Genomic DNA, 16,502 nt, shown 5'->3' on the forward strand with positions numbered 1-16,502 from the left:
CTTACTTCCCACGCGGACCGGTTTTGTTAACGTGGAGTCGATGCCGCTGCCGGCTACCGCGGCACCGCGGCACCGCGGCGCAAGACGCCCTGCGCAACCCATCCGCAACGAATGGCAAGAAGAGGAAAACATGGATACGCATCTGATGATCGGTGTCGCCGTCATTTTTGGACTGATCGCGGTGGCCGCGTCGCGCGACCTGCTTCGACGCATGCGGCCGCAGCCGCGGCTCGTGCCGGTGAAAGTCTCATCAGCTAGCTCGTCGATGAAGCCCGCGCGTAGGGACGATGCGAGCAGTCTCTGATACGCCTCTACCTGCTCAGATTTCCACTATCTTCGTCCAGCTGAACTGCCCGTTTTCGAACCGGTGCGTGCGCCTGTCGAAGTAGCCGCGCGGATTGCAGACGACGCGCGTACCGTGTTCGACGTAGTCGAAGGCGGTGTGCGTGTGGCCATGGACCCATAACGCGACGGGCTCGCGCACCAGTTCGCGCAAATCGTTGACGAAGCCCGCCGATACAAGGTCGTTCGCGTAGCGCGCCGCGAGGCTGCGCCGATGCGGCGCATGATGCGTGACGACGATGGTTTGGCCCGCGAACGGTTGCGCGAGTGCGTCGGTAAGCCATGCGCGTGCGCGCGCATGGAGCGCGAGCGAATCGGCGGGGGTGAACGGGCGAGGCGCGCTGCGGTTTCCTTCGGCGCTTCCCGCATCGCCCCACGCAACCTGGATCAGCCCACGATAGTCGAGCATGACGCGCTGCGCGGCCGCGATCGACGCGTCGCGTGTATCGGGCTGCGCGCCATACAGCTCGAAGTCGGTCCACAGCGTCGTGCCGAGCACACGCCAACGGCCGCACGGATCGATCAGCGCGGCGTTATTGAGGAAGTGCACGTTGTCGACCGAATGCGCTGCATCGTGCATGGCCGATTCGAGCGCGCCGAACTCGCCGTCGTAGTACTCGTGATTGCCGGGCACATAGACGACCGGTACCGCGCCATCGAAGGTTTGCGCGGCCCAGCGCAGGCCTTGCGCGTGGTTGTGGATGTCGCCCGCAAGTACGACCAGATCGGCGTCGGCATGCGGAATCAGGTCGGGCTCGTCGTGCTCGAGGTGCAAATCGGACAGCACGCGAATCTTCATCGCTACGGCTCCCATGCGCCGCAAGCGCGCGGCGTGTGTTCGTTCCATGCCGCGCGGTAGCGGCGTGGTGGTCCGTGTAGCCTAGCACCTTCGCGGGCGGTGTTCGCAGGGGCCCCTTGGGCCTGTCGCTTGCGCGTGCGCTACGCCGCTTTCTTCGCGCGCCGCGCGGCACGTTTGAACGGCGCGACATAGACCAATGCAGATGTGAAGAACAGTACCGCGAGCAGCGCTTCGAGCCATGCCAGCGCCGCGCTCGGACCACGATCGCTCATGCCGCGCACGATGCCTTCCATCAAATAGAGCAACACGAGCATCGACGCCCACTGCAGCGTATAGAGCCTGAGGCGCCAGACGCCGGGCAGCGCGAGCAACAGTGGCAACGCCTTCAACACGAGCGCCGAGCCGCCCGGACGCAACGGTGCGATGCGCCATTCCCAACCGACGCACAACGCGATCAGCAGCACGAGCGATGCGGCTGCGCCGTAAGCGGCCCACGCCGATGCGCGTGGCGCCGCGGTCGGTGGGGCAGGCGGGTGTCGTGTATTCATCGGTACGGTGCGCTTCGATGTTGCCGCGTCGCGAGGCGGCCTACGGACGGTCGCTCATCGACGCGGCGGTGCGTGCGATGCGTGCGCCGAGTGCGATCGCGAGCGCTTTCTCGTCGGCGGAAATACCGTGTGCGGCGGAATCGGCGCGTGCATGGTGGGAAGCGCCGTATGGCGAGCCACCCGTTTGCGTCGTGTTCAGCAGGCTTTCGGTGTAGGGGATGCCGACGATCAGCATGCCGTGGTGCAGCAGCGGCAGCATCATCGATAGCAGGGTGGTTTCCTGTCCGCCGTGCAGGCTGCCCGTCGACGTGAACACGCATGCGGGCTTGCCGGCGAGCGCACCCGATAACCATTGCGGCGTCGTGCCGTCGAGAAAGTATTTGAGCGGCGCGGCCATATTGCCAAAGCGCGTCGGCGAGCCGAGCGCAAGGCCCGCGCATTCCTCGAGGTCGCGCAGCTCGGCATACGGCGGCCCTTCGCTGGGGATGTCCGGTGCCGTTGCCTCGCAAACGGTCGAAACCGGCGGGACGGTGCGCACACGCGCCTGCATGCCGGGCGCGCTATCGATGCCTTGCGCGATTGCGAGCGCGAGTTCGCGCGTCGCGCCGTGCCGACTGTAGTAAAGAACGAGAATGTCTTTCATAAGCTTGTTCTGGGTGAACGGGTATTATAGGGGCTGGGTCCAGCGCTCATGCCACGCACTCGCGTCATACTCGGGGTCATCGCTCGGCACGACGGCGTTTCGGAGACATCATGAAGTGGAAGGAGCTCGGTTTGCTGTCGCGCGTGTTGCCTCTCTTGTCCCGTCTGCGTGTCGACTTCGATACGATCAAACGCCTCGCGCAATTCGCCGCGCAGCGCAGCGGCGAAGACCGTATTCCTCAGGTGGCCGGCAGCCTTACCTTCACGACGATGCTTTCGCTCGTGCCGCTCGCGACGGTTGCCTTCGCGCTCTTCACTGCGTTTCCGATTTTCGCGTCGTTCCAGACTTCGCTACAGAGCTTTCTCGCCGATCATCTGATGCCGGCGCAGTTCAATAACCAGATCTTCAAGTATCTGAACCAGTTCGCATCGAAGGCGAAAGGCCTGACAACGATCGGCATGATCGTTCTGCTCGTCACCTCGGTGATGACGATGATGACGGTCGAATCCGCGTTCAACGTGATCTGGCGCGTGCGCAAGGCGCGGCCGTTCGCGCAGCGCGTGCTCGTCTACTGGGCGATCCTGACCCTCGGGCCGCTGCTGATCGGAGTCAGTCTTTCGATTTCGTCGTATCTGTTCACGCGGTCGATGGCGTACACGGCGACGCAGCACATTCCGTCGCTGATCGAATGGGCGCTGACAGGCGCCGCGTTGCCGCTGACGGTGCTCGCATTCACGCTGATGTACATGTATCTGCCGAACTGTCGCGTCGAATGGCGCGACGCGGCGGTGGGCGGCTTGTGCGCGGCGATCGCATTCGAGTTGGCGAAACGCGGCTTCGGTTTCTACATTCGCCGCATACCGAGCTATACGGCCGTGTATGGCGCATTCGCGGTGGTGCCGCTGTTCCTGCTATGGATGTACCTGAGCTGGTTCATCACCCTGGTCGGCGCGATGATCGCGTCGGCATTGCCTGCGATTCGCATCGGGCAGTTTCACCGGCCTTATTTCGCCGGCGGCGATCTGCTCTATGCGCTCGAACTGCTCGCAACACTGAGCGCTGCGCGCGACACCGGCTCGCGCGGCTATACGGTGGCCGAACTCGCGCGCCTGCTTCGCCGCGACATGGACACGACCGTGCGCCTGCTGCAGCAACTCGAGACGATCGGCTGGATCGTGCCGCTCGACGAGAACGGCTTGCAGCCGCACCACGTGCTGCTTGCAAACCCGAATCAGATCACCGTGCGGCAGCTTTACGACCTGTTCGTCATCGATCGCAACGAGCTTGCGTATCAGGCCAATCTCGATTCGACGCATGTTCACGGCGCAACGCTGCTGGCCGCGCTCGATAACGACAAGCTCGATGTCACGCTCGCTGCGCTGGTCGCGGCACGCGCGGACGAACGCTCGGCGCAGCGGGCCGACGGCGCCGCACGTGCGGCCTCGACGATGCCTCAGAGGGTTGCGTGAGCGGGTTGCCTGAGCGGGTTGCCTGAGCCGGCTGCCTGAGCCGGCTGCCTGAGCGGGTCGCCTGAGCGGGTCGCCTGAGCCTGCTGCACCAGCGGCTGCACTTACAGCGAAATCTTCCCCGTGCCGATGTCCCTGAACATCACCCAGTCGCCCATCAGGCTGTAGATCGGATGGCGGAACGTGGCGGGCCGGTTCTTTTCGAAGAAGAAATGTCCGGCCCATGCAAACCCATATCCACATATGACGGCTGCCGGCAGCCACATCCAGTCGGCCGACGCGAGCGCCATTGCGAGGCAGCCGATCACGCCGAGCGAGCCGAGAAAGTGCAGACGCCGCGACGTGAGATTGCGATGCTCTTCCAGATAATACGGATAGAACTCGGCGAAGCTCGCGAAGCGCGGTTCGTGTTGCGTGGAATGCGGGTCCATCGTCAGCTCCCGTGCGTTGCCGCTTGCAGGATGGATCCATTTTGCTGCGTTCCATTTGGGCGTGCAACCTGGCCATTCGGCCAATGGTGCGCAACCGCTCAGGCGAGTACGCTGGCGGGTGACGTCAAGGCGAACGTAAAAAGCGCATCGAGCGTCGCGTCGGGCTGTTCGGTCATCAGCGCGTGGCCGGCGTCGAGCGTGACGATGTCGAACGGCACCTGCGACTGGCCGAACGCATCGGCCAGTGCACGCGTCGCGCGCGGCGGCGTCATCAAGTCGCGCTTGCCGACAATCATCCGTACCGGGCAGCGCACGCGAGCGGCGCGATCGAGGCCGCCGGCATAGGCGTTGCACGCGCTGAAGTCGGTATGAAATAGACGGGGCTCGCCGGTTGCCGCAACGCGCTCCATCAGGCGCTGGTTCATGCCGTGCAGCCAGAAGCCCGGCGCGGGGCATGACGGCTTGGCGGTGATCGTCGAATGCGACCATTGGTTGACCATGTCGATCGCTTCGGTCTCGCGCTCGCGCGCCGCGTCGAGCAGCGTATCGGAAACGGTCATCGGAACGGCGGTGGCGAGAAGCGCAAGATGCGTCGCGCGTGCCGCGTAACGGGCCGCGAAGTCGAGCGCGATCAGCGAGCCCATGCTGTGTCCCGCGACAAACGCGCGTGCGATGCCGGCTGCGTCGAGCAGTGCCGCGAGCCAGTCGGCGAGTTCGCCGATGCTGGCGAGCGCGGGGCCCGCGCTACGGCAGTGCCCGGGCAGGTCGAGTGCAAGCACGCCAAAGCCGTGATGCGCGAAGTAGCGCGTTTGCAGCGCCCAGACGCTGTGGTCGTGTTCGGCGCCGTGGATAAAGACGGCAGTCGGCAGCGCAGGGTCGAAGGGTTTGCCGCCTGTGTACGCGTAGGCCGCTTTGCCGTTCACGTCGACGATCATGGTCACTCCTTGCGCGTGGCATCGGCTTGTGCAGCGGAGGACGGCGAGGCGGCGGCCGGCTGTGGCTGGCGTTCCTTTGTGCCGACGCCCGCGCCGGCGGCCTTTTGCACCGCTTTCAGGGCCCGCCTGAGATCGTCGATCAGATCGTCCGGGTCTTCGAGGCCGACCGACAGGCGCACCGTGCCCTCGGCGATGCCGGCGGCCGCGAGCGCGGCGGCGTCCATCCGGAAGTGTGTCGTGGAGGCGGGGTGAATCACGAGCGAGCGCGCATCGCCGACGTTCGCGAGATGCGAAAACAGCGTGAGCGCCTCGATGAACTGGCGCCCGGCCGCGCGGTCGCCGCGCAGGTTGAAGCTGAACACGGCGCCGGCGCCGCGCGGCAGCAGACGCTTCGCGAGCGCATGATCCGGATGCGATGGCAACTCGGGGTAGGCGACCGATTCGACAGCCGGATGCGCGGCGAGAAAGTCGACCACCTTGCGCGTGTTTGCGACATGGCGCTCCATGCGCAGCGGCAAGGTTTCGATGCCCTGCAGCAATTGCCAGGCGGCTTGCGGGTGCAGGCATGCGCCGAAATCGCGCAGCCCCTCGCGACGCGCGCGCAGCAGGAACGGCGCGACGGTGCTTTCTTCGGCGAACACCATGCCGTGAAAGCCCGCATAGGGCTCGGTGAACTCGGGAAAGCGGCCCGATGCGGCGAAATCGAAGGTCCCGCCGTCCACGAGCACGCCGCCGATCGTCGTGCCGTGGCCGCCGAGGAATTTGGTCGCCGAGTGGTAGACGAAGTCGGCGCCGTGCTCGAACGGCTTGATCAGATACGGCGTGGTGAACGTCGAGTCGACGAGCAGCGGGATGCGCTGCGTATGTGCGATTTGCGCGAGCGCCGCGATATCGAGCACCTCGAGGCCCGGGTTGCCGAGCGTCTCGCCGAACAGCAGCCGGGTAGCCGGCCGCACGGCCGCGCGCCAGCCATCGAGGTCGCCGGGCCTGACGAAGGTCGTTTCGATGCCGAAGCGCGGCAGCGTGTAGCTGAGCAGATTGTGCGACCCGCCGTACAGCGCGCTCGACGCGACGATATGCGACCCCGCGCCCATCAGCGTCGCGATGGCAAGGTGCAGGGCGGCCTGTCCGCTCGCGGTGCCGATCGCTCCCGCGCCGTTCTCGAGTGCCGCTACGCGTTCCTCGAATACGGCGACGGTCGGGTTCGAGATCCGCGAGTACACGTGGCCCGCGCGCTCCATGTTGAAGAGCGCGGCCGCATGGTCGGTATCGCGAAACGTGAAGGACGTGGTCTGATAGATCGGCGTCGCCCGCGCGCCGGTGGCGGGATCCGGGGCCGCGCCGGCATGCAGCGCGAGCGTATCGAAACGGTTGGCTGGCATTGGAACGGCAGGGCGTGAAGCCGCGCGGAGGTGGGAGTGCGATCATCGTATCACCGGCGGATCGGGCTGGCCGGGCAAGACAGGCATGGGTTCGCCGCCTGGGTCCATTGCTTGCCGGAACCGCCTGTGGCTGGACAGCTCACGCTGAGCTCGCCCCTTGCCGCGCCGTTCTTCGCTGCTTTCCTTTTAAGGGTCTTTCCGATAGCATCAAAAATAATGCCATCCAAGCCTATCCGCGCATCATCAGGAGACGAATCATGCGAGTCAGCGACATCCTCAAAGTAAAGGGAAACACCTTGTTCACGGTGACTCCCGACACCCCCCTCACCGACGCGATCGATACGATGGCCGGACACGATATCGGCTCGCTCGTCGTGATGGAGTACGGCGATCTGGTCGGCATGCTGACCTTCCGCGAAATCATCCTCACGCTGTCGCGCAACGGCGGCAGCGTCGGCACCACGACGATCCGCAAGATCATGGACGACCATCCGCTCACCTGCACGCCGGAAACGGACGTCAACGAGGTGCGGCGCATGATGCTCGAGCATCACGTGCGCTATCTGCCAGTCATGGAAAGCCGCGCGCTGATGGGCGTGATCTCGTTCTACGACGTCGCGAAAGCAGTCGTCGAAGAGCAGGGTTTCGAGAACCGTATGTTGAAGGCCTATATCCGCGACTGGCCGGAAGAGCGGGAACCGGCACAGTAAGCGTCGGGCCGGCCACGCCACCGGGTCGCGAGCTTCAGCCGGTTTCACGTTACTGGCCTGGCGGTTTGGTGTAGGGTACGGGTTATCCCGATGTTGCCGCGCCATGCTGCCGCAATGTGGTGCTGCGACTGTGCTGATACAGGGTGGCTGACGATGCATAGGAGCGCGCGCGAAAGCGTGCGCTTTTTTGTGTCTGCTCGCTACGCTGGTTTGCTGCGTCCGTCTGCTGCGTCCGTCTGCTTGTTGGCCTGCGCGAGCGCCCCGTGCTTGCCGCTTCGCCTGCCGACTGTGTCGACGCCACGCACTCCGTCATAACCCGCGGGCAGTCTCGTAGGGCGTTGTCTACCTTACATTGTGCCTTCCGGCTTGCGCCGCCACTCCGCATTTCGCATCCGATGAGCGATCGACCGCTATCCGCCGCCCGCCGTGCCGCCCGCGAAGGCCACGTGCACGAATCGCAGTTCCGTCTGCTGCGCGAGCGGCGCTTTGCGCCGTTCTTCTGGACGCAGTTCCTCGGCGCGATGAACGACAATGTGTTCAAGATCGGCTTTACGTCGCTCGTCACCTATCAGGCAGCGCGTTTTTCAGGCGTCAATGCCGATACGGCCGCGTTCCTGATCTCCGCGATCTTTATCCTGCCGTTCGTGCTGTTTTCCGCGACCTCCGGCCAGATCGCCGACAAGTACGACAAGGCGATGCTGACGCGTTTCGTCAAGACTTTCGAGATCGGCGTGATGCTCGTCGGCGGCGCGGGCTTCTGGTTGCATAGCGCGCCGCTGCTGTACCTGTGCACATTCATGATGGGCGTGCATTCGACGCTATTCGGTCCGGTCAAGTATGCGTATCTGCCGCAGCATCTGGAGAAGCCGGAACTCGTCGGCGGCAACGGGCTCGTCGAAATGGGCACCTTCGTCGCGATTCTGCTCGGCACGATCGCTGGCGGCGCGGCGGCGGGACTTGCCGCGCACAGCGAAGCGATTCTCGCGGGCGGCTGTCTTGCGATCGCGGTGGTCGGACGCATCGTATCGGGTTTCGTGCCCGCATCGCAGCCCGCGCAACCGGGTCTCGAGATCAACTGGAATCCCGTCAGCGAAACGTGGCGCAATCTGAAGCTCGCACGCGAACACCGGACGGTGTTTCTGAGCCTGCTCGGCATTTCGTGGCTATGGTTCGTCGGGGCGACGTTTCTGTCATCGTTTTTCCGTTTCGCGAAAGATGTGCTGTCCGCGAACCCCGATGTGGTGACCGTGCTGCTCGCGACGTTCTCGGTCGGCATCGGCATCGGTTCGCTGATGTGCGAGCGGCTGTCCAAGCGCCGCATCGAGGTCGGGCTCGTGCCGCTCGGTTCGATCGGCATGAGCGTGTTCGCGATCGACCTGTTTTTTGCGAGCCACACGTTGCCGCGCGCGCCGCATCTGTTGTCGGTCGCCGGGTTTCTCGCGATGCCCGCGCACTGGCGCGTGCTCGCCGATCTGTTCCTGCTTGCGATGTTCGGCGGCTTCTACAGCGTACCGCTCTATGCGCTGATTCAGGCGCGCAGCGTGCCGAGCCATCGCGCGCGCATCATCGCGGCGAACAACATTCTGAACTCGCTGTTCATGATCGTATCGGCGCTGATGGCCGTTGCATTGACGTCGGCGGGCGTCGGGATTCCGGGGCTTTTCCTCGTCACGGCGCTGCTCAACGTCGTGGTCGCGATCTACATCTATTCGCTCGTGCCCGAGTTCTTGCTGCGCTTCGTCGCGTGGCTGCTCGTGCATACGTTTTACCGGATCCGCCTCGTGCATGCGGAGCGTATTCCCGAAGAGGGCGCCGCGGTGCTGGTCTGCAATCACGTCAGCTATGTCGACGCGATCGTGATCATGGCCGAAAGCCCGCGGCCGATCCGGTTCGTGATGGATCACCGGATTTTTCGCACGCCGTTCGTCGGCTGGCTGTTCCGGCACGCGAAGGCGATTCCGATTGCGCCCGCGCATGAAGACGCCGCATTACTCGAGCGCGCTTACGACGCGTGCGCGCAGGCGCTGAAAGACGGAGACCTCGTCTGCATTTTTCCCGAGGGCAAGCTCACGCGAACCGGCGATATCAATCCGTTCCGCGGCGGCGTGACGGAGGTCTTGCGCCGTACGCCGGCGCCGGTCTTGCCGATGGCGCTGCGCGGATTGTGGGGCAGCGTGTTTTCGCGCGGCAGCGATTCGCAATGGCCGCGCCCGGTGCACAAGGGCGTGATGAGCCGGCTCACGCTTGCGGTCGGCGAGCCGCTCGACCCCGAGCATGTCACGCCCGAAAGATTGCAGCAGATCGTTGCGGACCTGCGAGGCGCGCGCAAGTAGCGAGACCAACAAGCGGGGCGAAGCAGCGGATCGCAAGAAGCGGATCGCAAGTAGCGGGCATCGACGCGGCCTGACGGCCGCCGCAGCGCAAACCACCGGCGTGCGAGGAAGAGACTCGCCGCCCGGTCCGCGCTCGCGGCGTGGGACCGGGCGTGCCTCGGGCTGGCATAATATCGGCTTTCCCGCTCTACTTTGGACGACGCTCATGTCCGGCAACACGTTGGGTACGCTCTTCACCGTCACGACCTTCGGCGAATCGCATGGTCCTGCCATCGGTTGTGTGATCGACGGCTGCCCGCCCGGCATGGCGCTCGCCGAAGCCGACATCCAGCTCGAACTCGATCGGCGCAAGCCCGGCACGTCGCGCCACGTCACGCAGCGTCGGGAAGAAGACAAGGTCGAGATCCTGTCCGGCGTCTTCGAAGGGCAGACCACCGGCGCGCCGATCGCGCTCCTGATCCGCAATACCGATCAGCGCAGCAAGGACTACGGCAACATCGCCGAAACCTTCCGTCCCGGCCACGCCGATTACACCTACTGGCAGAAGTACGGCATTCGCGATTATCGCGGCGGCGGCCGCTCGTCGGCACGGCTGACCGCGCCGACCGTCGCGGCCGGTGCGGTCGCGAAGAAGTGGCTGCGCGAGCATCTGGGCACCGAGATTCGCGGATACATGTCCGCGCTCGGCGAGATCGCCGTGCCGTTCGTCGATTGGGCACATGTGCGCGAGAATCCGTTCTTCGCGGCGAACGCGGATATCGTGCCGCAGCTCGAAGCGTATATGGACGCGCTGCGCAAAGACGGCGATTCGGTCGGCGCGCGCATCGACGTCGTTGCGTCCGGCGTGCCGGTCGGCCTTGGCGAGCCGCTGTTCGACCGGCTCGACGCCGATATCGCGCATGCGATGATGGGCATCAACGCGGTGAAGGGCGTCGAGATCGGCGCGGGCTTCGCAAGCGTCGCGCAGCGTGGCTCCGTGCATGGCGACGAGCTGACGCCCGAAGGGTTCGTCGGCAATCATGCGGGCGGCGTGCTCGGTGGTATTTCGACGGGGCAGGACATCACGGTCTCGATCGCGATCAAGCCGACGTCGAGCATCCGCACGCCGCGCCGTTCGATCGACAAGGCCGGGGAACCGGCTATCGTCGAGACCTTCGGCCGGCATGACCCGTGTGTCGGCATTCGCGCGACGCCGGTCGCCGAGGCGATGCTCGCGCTGGTGCTGATCGATCACGCGCTGCGGCATCGCGCGCAATGCGGCGACGTAGTCGTCGCGACACCGAAGATCGCGGCGAAGGCGCCCTGAGGCGAACAATCGCGATTGCGGTCGCGTCGCGATCAGGGGCGGCTGCAGGGTAGCGACCCGGCGTTGTCTGCAGGCCGTCGGATCGAGAACACAAGGTAATTTCAGCTTTACTCGTCCGTGGAGCAAGACGATGACAGCCTCCACATCTTCCGGCGTCGATCCTCTGGCGCAATTTCACGCGCGCGCGACGGCGCCGAACGCGGTGGCCGCCGACTGGCTCGCATACGGAAACGCGCTTGCCGCTCGGGCCGGCCGCGATACCCAGCGCTTGCGCGAGGCTTTGAGCGCATTCGTGCGCGCTTGGCGCCTCGACGCCTCGAGCGACGCCACGTTGCTGCAGAAAATCGCGCAGACCGCGTTTGTCGTGCGCGACTGGCCGCTCGTCGAGTCCGCGACCGAACTGCTGCTCGCACGCGACGCTGCCGACGCGAATGCGCTCGTCTGGCGCGCGGCCGCCATGCAACAGCGCGACGATTTCGACGAAGCACAGCGCTTGCTGCTCGACGCGGCACGCGTCGTGCCGAATAACCCGGTCGTGCTGCACAAGCTCGCGTTGTGCATCAAGGAGCAGGGCCGCTTTGCCGAAGCCGCAGCGCTGTTGCGCCGTGTGCTCGAGCTGTCGCCCGACAATCCGCACGCGCAATTCGACCTCGCGGAACTCGAAATCCGCGCGGGCCGCTTCGCGCAAGCATGGCCGCACTATGAAGCGCGTCTCGCTTTCGACGACGGCATCGCCAACGCGCAACAGGCGCTGGCCGCGATCAGTCCGCACTGGCGCGGCGAGCCGCTCGCGGGCAAGTCGCTCGTCGTGTATGGCGAGCAGGGGCATGGCGATTGCCTGTGGGCGGCGCGCTTTCTGCCGCTGCTCGCGCAACGCGCGCGGGACCAGGGCGGCCGCGTGATATTCGGCCATGACGGGCCGTTGCGGTCGCTGTTCGAACGCATGCTGCCGGCGGACGTCAGGCTCGAAACGAACCTCGACACGCATCCCGATTTCCACTGCGGCTTGATGAGCTTGCCGTTGTATCTCGGCGTTCACGATGCCGCCGGGTGGTCGCAACCGTATCTGAGCGCCGACCCGGCACGCGTCGAAGCATGGCGGTCCTATGTCGTTGCGCCCGCAACGAACGGTCAGCGCAATCCTCTGCAAAATCGCCCGTGCCGCGTCGGTATCGTCTGGAACGGCAACCCCGCGCATGTGCGCGATGCGCGTCGCTCGGTGCCTGCCGAGCAGCTCGAGGCGCTGCTTGCGGTGCCCGGTGTCACGTGGTTCGCGTTGTCGCCGGGCCGCGAAGCGACCGTTGCGCAATGGCGCGCGCACGGCGTGAACATCGTCGATCCAACCGCGCATTTCGGTGCCGGCTTCGACGACGTCGCCGCGCTGATGATGAATCTCGACCTCGTCGTGACGATCGACAGCGGCCCCGCGCATCTGGCCGGGGCGCTCGGCGTGCCGACCTGCCTGATGATCGATCACGTGTCGGCGTGGTTCTGGGGCAATGAGACGCAACGCACGCTCTGGTACGGCTCGATCGAGCTCTACCGTCAGCCGTCGGTAGGCGCGTGGGCGCCGGTGATCGAACGGGTCAAAGCGAGAGTCGAAGCGCTGGCCGCTGCAGGCGCCGGCGCCTAGCGATTGAGCGCCGGGCCAGCCATCGCGGCATTGCAGCCGCAACAGCGTATTACATGTTCGGATAGTTCGGCCCGCCGCCGCCTTCCGGCGTGACCCACACGATATTCTGCGTCGGGTCCTTGATATCGCAGGTTTTGCAGTGCACGCAGTTCTGCGCATTGATGACGAGGCGCTCGTTGCCGTCGTCGCCCTTGACGAACTCGTAGACGGCGGCGGGGCAGTAGCGGCCCTCCGGCCCCGCATATGTCCTGAAGTTGACGTTGACCGGCACCGACGGATCTTTGAGCGTCAGGTGCGCCGGCTGGTTTTCCTCGTGATTCGTATTCGAGATGAACACCGAGGAGAGCCGGTCGAAGGTCAGCTTGCCGTCGGGCTTCGGATAATCGATCGGCTTGCACTCGGACGCGGGCTTCAGCATTTCGTGGTCCCAATGCTGATGATGCAGCGTCCACGGCACATTGCCGCCGAACACCTTCTGCTCGATGCCGACCATCAGCGTGCCGAGATACAGTCCTTTGCTCATCCACTGCTTGAAATTGCGCGCGCGATGCAGTTCGGTGTGCAGCCACGATTGCTTGAACGCCTCTGGATACGCGGCCAGTTCGTCGGCTTGACGGCCCGCCTGCAGCGCATCGAATGCGGCGTCGGCGGCCATCATGCCGGACTTGATCGCCGCATGGCTGCCCTTGATGCGCGACGCGTTCAGAAAGCCTGCATCGTCGCCGACCAGCGCGCCGCCCGGAAACACGAGCTTCGGCAGCGACAGCAGCCCGCCCGCGGTGATCGCACGTGCGCCGTACGACACGCGCTTGCCGCCTTCGAGGAACGCGCGAATCGACGGATGCGTCTTGTAGCGCTGGAATTCCTCGAACGGTGACAGGTACGGATTCGTATAGCCGAGCCCGACGACGAAGCCGACCATCACCTGGTTGTTGTCGATGTGATAGAGGAACGAGCCGCCGTACGTTTCGCTATCGAGCGGCCACCCGGCGGTGTGGATCACGAGGCCGGGCTTGTGTTTCGCCGGGTCGATTTCCCACAGTTCCTTGATGCCGATTCCGTACACCTGCGGGTCGGCGCCGTCGCGCAGCCTGAATGTGTCCTGCAACTGGCGCCCGAGGTGTCCGCGCGCGCCTTCGCAGAAGAGCGTGTATTTCGCGTGCAGCTCCATGCCGAGCTGGAAATTTTCAGTCGGCTCGCCGTCCTTGGCGATACCCATGTTGCCCGTTACGACACCTTTGACCGAGCCATCGTCGCCGTATAGCACCTCGGCTGCCGGAAAGCCCGGGAAGATCTCGACGCCGAGCGCTTCGGCCTGTTGTCCGAGCCAGCGCGTGACGTTCGCCAGACTGATCACATAATTGCCGTGGTTCCTGAAGTTGTCGGGCAGCGCCCAGTTCGGCACCGAGGTCGCTTTGGTTTCGGAAAGGAACAGGAACCGGTCTTCGGTCACCTCGACGGTAAGCGGCGCGCCTTTTTCCTTCCAGTCCGGAATCAGCTCCGAAATCGCGCGCGGGTCCATCACCGCGCCGGACAGGATATGAGCCCCGATCTCCGAACCCTTTTCGAGCACGCAGACGCCGATCTCGGCGCCTTTCTCCTGCGCGCGCTGCTTGAGACGGATCGCCGCCGCAAGCCCGGCCGGCCCGCCGCCGACGATCACGACGTCGTATTCCATCGACTCGCGCGGACCGTATTGCTCGATGAGACTTGCGGGGGTCATTGAAACTCCTCTTACCGTTAGAATGCTTTTTTCGGGATCGTATTGTGGGCGAACGGTTCCGACGCTGCAACCGAATGCACTCTTATTAGCACGATCGTACTATTATTCAGGAAAACCACAATGGGCCGTTCGATCAATCTGGAAGGCAAGGTCGCGCTGATTACCGGCGCGTCCACTGGGCTTGGCAAGCGGTTCGCACAAGTGTTGTCGCAGGCCGGTGCGAAAGTCGTGCTGGCGAGCCGCCGCGTCGAGCGCCTGAAGGAATTGCGCGCCGAAATCGAGGCGTCGGGCGGCGCGGCGCATGTCGTCTCGCTCGACGTCACCGACTATCAAAGCATCAAGGCCGCGGTCGCGCATGCGGAAACCGAGGCCGGCACGATCGATATTCTCGTCAACAACTCGGGCGTCTCGACCACGCAACGTCTGGCGGAAGTGACGCCGGCGGACTTCGAATATGTGTTCGATACGAACACGCGCGGCGCGTTTTTCGTCGCGCAGGAAGTCGCCAAGCGGATGATCATGCGCGGCGCGGGCAGCGGCGGCAAGCCGCCTTATCGCATCATTAATATCGCGTCGATGGCGGGCTTGCGCGTGATCCCGCAAATCGGCCTGTACGCGATGAGCAAAGCGGCGGTCGTCCATATGACCAAAGCCATGGCGCAGGAGTGGGGCCGGCACGGCATCAATGTCAATGCGATCTGCCCCGGCTATATCGAGACCGAGATGAACCATCATCACTGGTCGACGGAGCAGGGCCAGAAGCTGATCTCGATGCTGCCGCGCCACCGTGTCGGCAAGCCCGAAGACCTCGACGGCCTGCTGCTGATGCTTGCCGCCGACGAATCGCAGTTCATCAACGGCGCGGTGATCTCCGCGGACGATGGTTTCGGCCTGTCGTAAGCCTTTTCGTTTCGGCGCCGTCACGCACCTTACGCAGCCGCGATTATCGGAAAGTCGCGGTTGCGTCCGCTTTATCCGGAAGATTTCGATGAACGATTACCACGCAGTATTCGAAATGTCGCTGCCGATCCGTTGGGGCGACATGGACGCATTCGGCCATGTGAACAACACCGTCTATTTTCGCTACATGGAGCAGCTGCGGGTGAGCTGGCTCGAGCATGTCGGCCTGTCGCCGGCGCTCGGCGACGCTGAAGGGCCGGTTATCGTCAACGCGACGATGGAGTTCCTCAAACAGCTGCAGTACCCGGGCGATGTGATCGGCAAGATGTCGGTCGGCAAGCCGGGGCGCAGCAGCTTCGATACGGGGTTCGTGCTCACGCGTGCCGACGATCCGCATACCGTCTATGCGCGCGGCGGCGCACGTTGCGTGTGGGTCGACTACAAGGCGGGCAAGTCCATGCCGATGCCCGACAAGCTGCGCGCCGCGATCGAGAACGCGCCGCTCGCACAGGCGGCGGCCTGATTCAGCGGTCCCGCCGCACCGTTCAGCGCGCGCGTCGCATCGCGTTCAATGTCCGAGTAACCGCTGCAGCAGTTCGGTCGCGTTGCCCGTGTCGTATTTGCGCATAAGCCGTGCGCGATACACATCGACGGTGCGCGAACTGATCTCGAGAATCCTGCCGATCTGCTTGCTGGTCTTGCCGGTCACGAGCTGCGCGGCGATTTCGCGCTCGCGCGGCGTCAGTTCGACGGCGACGCGTCGCGTCGCGCTCAGATCCTCGAAGGTCCACACGCCCGCCGCATGCGGTTCGGCGCGCTCGAGCGAGCGGCCCGTCACGTGACACCAGAACAGCTCGCCGTTCGCGCGCTTCATGATGCGGTCGTCGGCATAACTGCCTTGTGCGGTCATGATGGGCGGAATGCGCTCGCCGATCCGCTCGAATTCATCGGCCGACGGGTACAAGACCTGAAACGACTGGCCGATCAGCGCCTCGCGCCTGCAGCCGAAAATCGACGCGAGCTCGTCGTTGCAGTCTTCGATAATGCGCGCGCGCGACAGCACGAGGCCGATCGGCGCGAGGTGGAACGCGGTTTGGTAATCCAGGGCGGGCATGAATGCGGTGCGAATACTTATGTATTTTTGCGTATTGTGCCGCAATGCTCGCGCGTCGTACCCTTTCGGCACGACAACGGAAGTCGCGTCGGCGCACGGTGTGCGATTTGCAGGGCGGTTCGGCATCGGCTGCACGCGGACGCCCGGCCGGTTTTTACTCCGCTTGCCGCCAATGACTAGAATGACGTCTCGGGCGCCGCCCGATGCGCGTCGCCTGGATCGCCGATCGCGGGTTGC

General features: G+C 64.7%; 16 protein-coding genes. 8 read left to right on the forward strand and 8 right to left on the reverse strand.

The window, feature by feature from the left end; translation table 11 throughout:
- Nucleotides 1-130: 130 nt before the first annotated feature.
- Nucleotides 131-304 (forward strand): hypothetical protein, encoded by a 174-nt coding sequence (locus tag QYH69_RS18985; RefSeq protein ID WP_308833366.1) that lies wholly within the window; start codon nt 131-133, stop codon nt 302-304.
- 15 nt (nt 305-319) lie between these two features.
- Here QYH69_RS18985 and QYH69_RS18990 read toward each other — a convergent pair whose 3' ends face one another.
- From QYH69_RS18990 to wrbA, 3 genes are all read right to left on the reverse strand, one after another.
- Nucleotides 320-1,141, reverse strand: a complete 822-nt coding sequence (locus tag QYH69_RS18990; RefSeq protein ID WP_308833456.1) for a metallophosphoesterase — start codon at nt 1,139-1,141, stop codon at nt 320-322.
- 140 nt (nt 1,142-1,281) lie between these two features.
- The gene (locus QYH69_RS18995) at nt 1,282-1,689 is read right to left on the reverse strand and encodes a DUF2069 domain-containing protein (protein ID WP_308833367.1); all 408 of its coding nucleotides are present in this window, start codon (nt 1,687-1,689) and stop codon (nt 1,282-1,284) included.
- A gap of 40 nt (nt 1,690-1,729) precedes the next feature.
- Complete coding sequence (gene wrbA, locus QYH69_RS19000) at nt 1,730-2,332, reverse strand: NAD(P)H:quinone oxidoreductase (protein WP_308833368.1); 603 nt, start codon at nt 2,330-2,332, stop codon at nt 1,730-1,732.
- A gap of 110 nt (nt 2,333-2,442) precedes the next feature.
- Between wrbA and QYH69_RS19005 the strand changes: the two genes are divergently transcribed.
- Nucleotides 2,443-3,801 carry a YihY family inner membrane protein gene (locus QYH69_RS19005; protein ID WP_308833369.1) on the forward strand — a complete coding sequence of 453 codons (1,359 nt, stop codon included), beginning with the start codon at nt 2,443-2,445 and terminating at the stop codon, nt 3,799-3,801.
- A gap of 101 nt (nt 3,802-3,902) precedes the next feature.
- On the opposite strand, the gene QYH69_RS19010 is transcribed toward QYH69_RS19005, so the two are convergent.
- The 3 genes from QYH69_RS19010 to QYH69_RS19020 all read right to left on the reverse strand — a co-directional run bounded on the left by QYH69_RS19010 (nt 3,903) and on the right by QYH69_RS19020 (nt 6,546).
- Nucleotides 3,903-4,229, reverse strand: coding sequence for an Mpo1-like protein (locus QYH69_RS19010; protein ID WP_308833370.1), 327 nt, complete (start codon nt 4,227-4,229; stop codon nt 3,903-3,905).
- A gap of 98 nt (nt 4,230-4,327) precedes the next feature.
- Nucleotides 4,328-5,164, reverse strand: coding sequence for an alpha/beta hydrolase (locus QYH69_RS19015; protein WP_308833371.1), 837 nt, complete (start codon nt 5,162-5,164; stop codon nt 4,328-4,330).
- Nucleotides 5,165-5,166: 2 nt separating this feature from the next.
- Entirely contained in the window at nt 5,167-6,546 is a 1,380-nt protein-coding gene (locus QYH69_RS19020) for an O-acetylhomoserine aminocarboxypropyltransferase (RefSeq protein ID WP_308833372.1), read from the reverse strand.
- Nucleotides 6,547-6,803: 257 nt separating this feature from the next.
- Here QYH69_RS19020 and QYH69_RS19025 point away from each other — a divergent pair, with 257 nt between their 5' ends.
- The 4 genes from QYH69_RS19025 to QYH69_RS19040 all read left to right on the forward strand — a co-directional run bounded on the left by QYH69_RS19025 (nt 6,804) and on the right by QYH69_RS19040 (nt 12,528).
- Complete coding sequence (locus tag QYH69_RS19025; RefSeq protein ID WP_075156646.1) at nt 6,804-7,256, forward strand: CBS domain-containing protein; 453 nt, start codon at nt 6,804-6,806, stop codon at nt 7,254-7,256.
- A gap of 395 nt (nt 7,257-7,651) precedes the next feature.
- Complete coding sequence (locus QYH69_RS19030; protein ID WP_308833373.1) at nt 7,652-9,589, forward strand: MFS transporter; 1,938 nt, start codon at nt 7,652-7,654, stop codon at nt 9,587-9,589.
- 205 nt (nt 9,590-9,794) lie between these two features.
- Nucleotides 9,795-10,895 (forward strand): chorismate synthase, encoded by a 1,101-nt coding sequence (aroC, locus tag QYH69_RS19035; protein ID WP_308833374.1) that lies wholly within the window; start codon nt 9,795-9,797, stop codon nt 10,893-10,895.
- Nucleotides 10,896-11,025: 130 nt separating this feature from the next.
- Complete coding sequence (locus QYH69_RS19040) at nt 11,026-12,528, forward strand: tetratricopeptide repeat protein (protein ID WP_308833375.1); 1,503 nt, start codon at nt 11,026-11,028, stop codon at nt 12,526-12,528.
- A 49-nt stretch (nt 12,529-12,577) separates the two neighbouring features.
- Here QYH69_RS19040 and QYH69_RS19045 read toward each other — a convergent pair whose 3' ends face one another.
- Entirely contained in the window at nt 12,578-14,251 is a 1,674-nt protein-coding gene (locus QYH69_RS19045) for an electron transfer flavoprotein-ubiquinone oxidoreductase (RefSeq protein WP_308833376.1), read from the reverse strand.
- 120 nt (nt 14,252-14,371) lie between these two features.
- On the opposite strand from QYH69_RS19045, the gene QYH69_RS19050 reads away from it, so the two are divergent.
- Together QYH69_RS19050 and QYH69_RS19055 are read left to right on the forward strand one after the other, a co-directional pair.
- Nucleotides 14,372-15,151 (forward strand): SDR family oxidoreductase, encoded by a 780-nt coding sequence (locus QYH69_RS19050; RefSeq protein ID WP_075156651.1) that lies wholly within the window; start codon nt 14,372-14,374, stop codon nt 15,149-15,151.
- An 88-nt stretch (nt 15,152-15,239) separates the two neighbouring features.
- Nucleotides 15,240-15,674 (forward strand): thioesterase family protein, encoded by a 435-nt coding sequence (locus QYH69_RS19055; RefSeq protein WP_308833377.1) that lies wholly within the window; start codon nt 15,240-15,242, stop codon nt 15,672-15,674.
- A 45-nt stretch (nt 15,675-15,719) separates the two neighbouring features.
- Here QYH69_RS19055 and QYH69_RS19060 read toward each other — a convergent pair whose 3' ends face one another.
- Complete coding sequence (locus QYH69_RS19060) at nt 15,720-16,265, reverse strand: LuxR C-terminal-related transcriptional regulator (protein WP_308833378.1); 546 nt, start codon at nt 16,263-16,265, stop codon at nt 15,720-15,722.
- Nucleotides 16,266-16,502: the final 237 nt, after the last annotated feature.

Origin of the sequence: Paraburkholderia sp. SARCC-3016, from assembly GCF_031119615.1 — a bacterium.
Taxonomy (GTDB): Bacteria; Pseudomonadota; Gammaproteobacteria; order Burkholderiales; family Burkholderiaceae; genus Paraburkholderia.

What these genes read in the sequence shown, in the direction of transcription:
- QYH69_RS18985 (WP_308833366.1), top strand. Translation starts at nt 131, where the DNA reads ATGGATACGCATCTGATGATCGGTGTCGCCGTCATTTTTGGACTGATC.
- QYH69_RS18990 (WP_308833456.1), bottom strand. Translation starts at nt 1,141, where the DNA reads ATGAAGATTCGCGTGCTGTCCGATTTGCACCTCGAGCACGACGAGCCC.
- QYH69_RS18995 (WP_308833367.1), bottom strand. Translation starts at nt 1,689, where the DNA reads ATGAATACACGACACCCGCCTGCCCCACCGACCGCGGCGCCACGCGCA.
- wrbA (WP_308833368.1), bottom strand. Translation starts at nt 2,332, where the DNA reads ATGAAAGACATTCTCGTTCTTTACTACAGTCGGCACGGCGCGACGCGC.
- QYH69_RS19005 (WP_308833369.1), top strand. Translation starts at nt 2,443, where the DNA reads ATGAAGTGGAAGGAGCTCGGTTTGCTGTCGCGCGTGTTGCCTCTCTTG.
- QYH69_RS19010 (WP_308833370.1), bottom strand. Translation starts at nt 4,229, where the DNA reads ATGGACCCGCATTCCACGCAACACGAACCGCGCTTCGCGAGCTTCGCC.
- QYH69_RS19015 (WP_308833371.1), bottom strand. Translation starts at nt 5,164, where the DNA reads ATGATCGTCGACGTGAACGGCAAAGCGGCCTACGCGTACACAGGCGGC.
- QYH69_RS19020 (WP_308833372.1), bottom strand. Translation starts at nt 6,546, where the DNA reads ATGCCAGCCAACCGTTTCGATACGCTCGCGCTGCATGCCGGCGCGGCC.
- QYH69_RS19025 (WP_075156646.1), top strand. Translation starts at nt 6,804, where the DNA reads ATGCGAGTCAGCGACATCCTCAAAGTAAAGGGAAACACCTTGTTCACG.
- QYH69_RS19030 (WP_308833373.1), top strand. Translation starts at nt 7,652, where the DNA reads ATGAGCGATCGACCGCTATCCGCCGCCCGCCGTGCCGCCCGCGAAGGC.
- aroC (WP_308833374.1), top strand. Translation starts at nt 9,795, where the DNA reads ATGTCCGGCAACACGTTGGGTACGCTCTTCACCGTCACGACCTTCGGC.
- QYH69_RS19040 (WP_308833375.1), top strand. Translation starts at nt 11,026, where the DNA reads ATGACAGCCTCCACATCTTCCGGCGTCGATCCTCTGGCGCAATTTCAC.
- QYH69_RS19045 (WP_308833376.1), bottom strand. Translation starts at nt 14,251, where the DNA reads ATGACCCCCGCAAGTCTCATCGAGCAATACGGTCCGCGCGAGTCGATG.
- QYH69_RS19050 (WP_075156651.1), top strand. Translation starts at nt 14,372, where the DNA reads ATGGGCCGTTCGATCAATCTGGAAGGCAAGGTCGCGCTGATTACCGGC.
- QYH69_RS19055 (WP_308833377.1), top strand. Translation starts at nt 15,240, where the DNA reads ATGAACGATTACCACGCAGTATTCGAAATGTCGCTGCCGATCCGTTGG.
- QYH69_RS19060 (WP_308833378.1), bottom strand. Translation starts at nt 16,265, where the DNA reads ATGCCCGCCCTGGATTACCAAACCGCGTTCCACCTCGCGCCGATCGGC.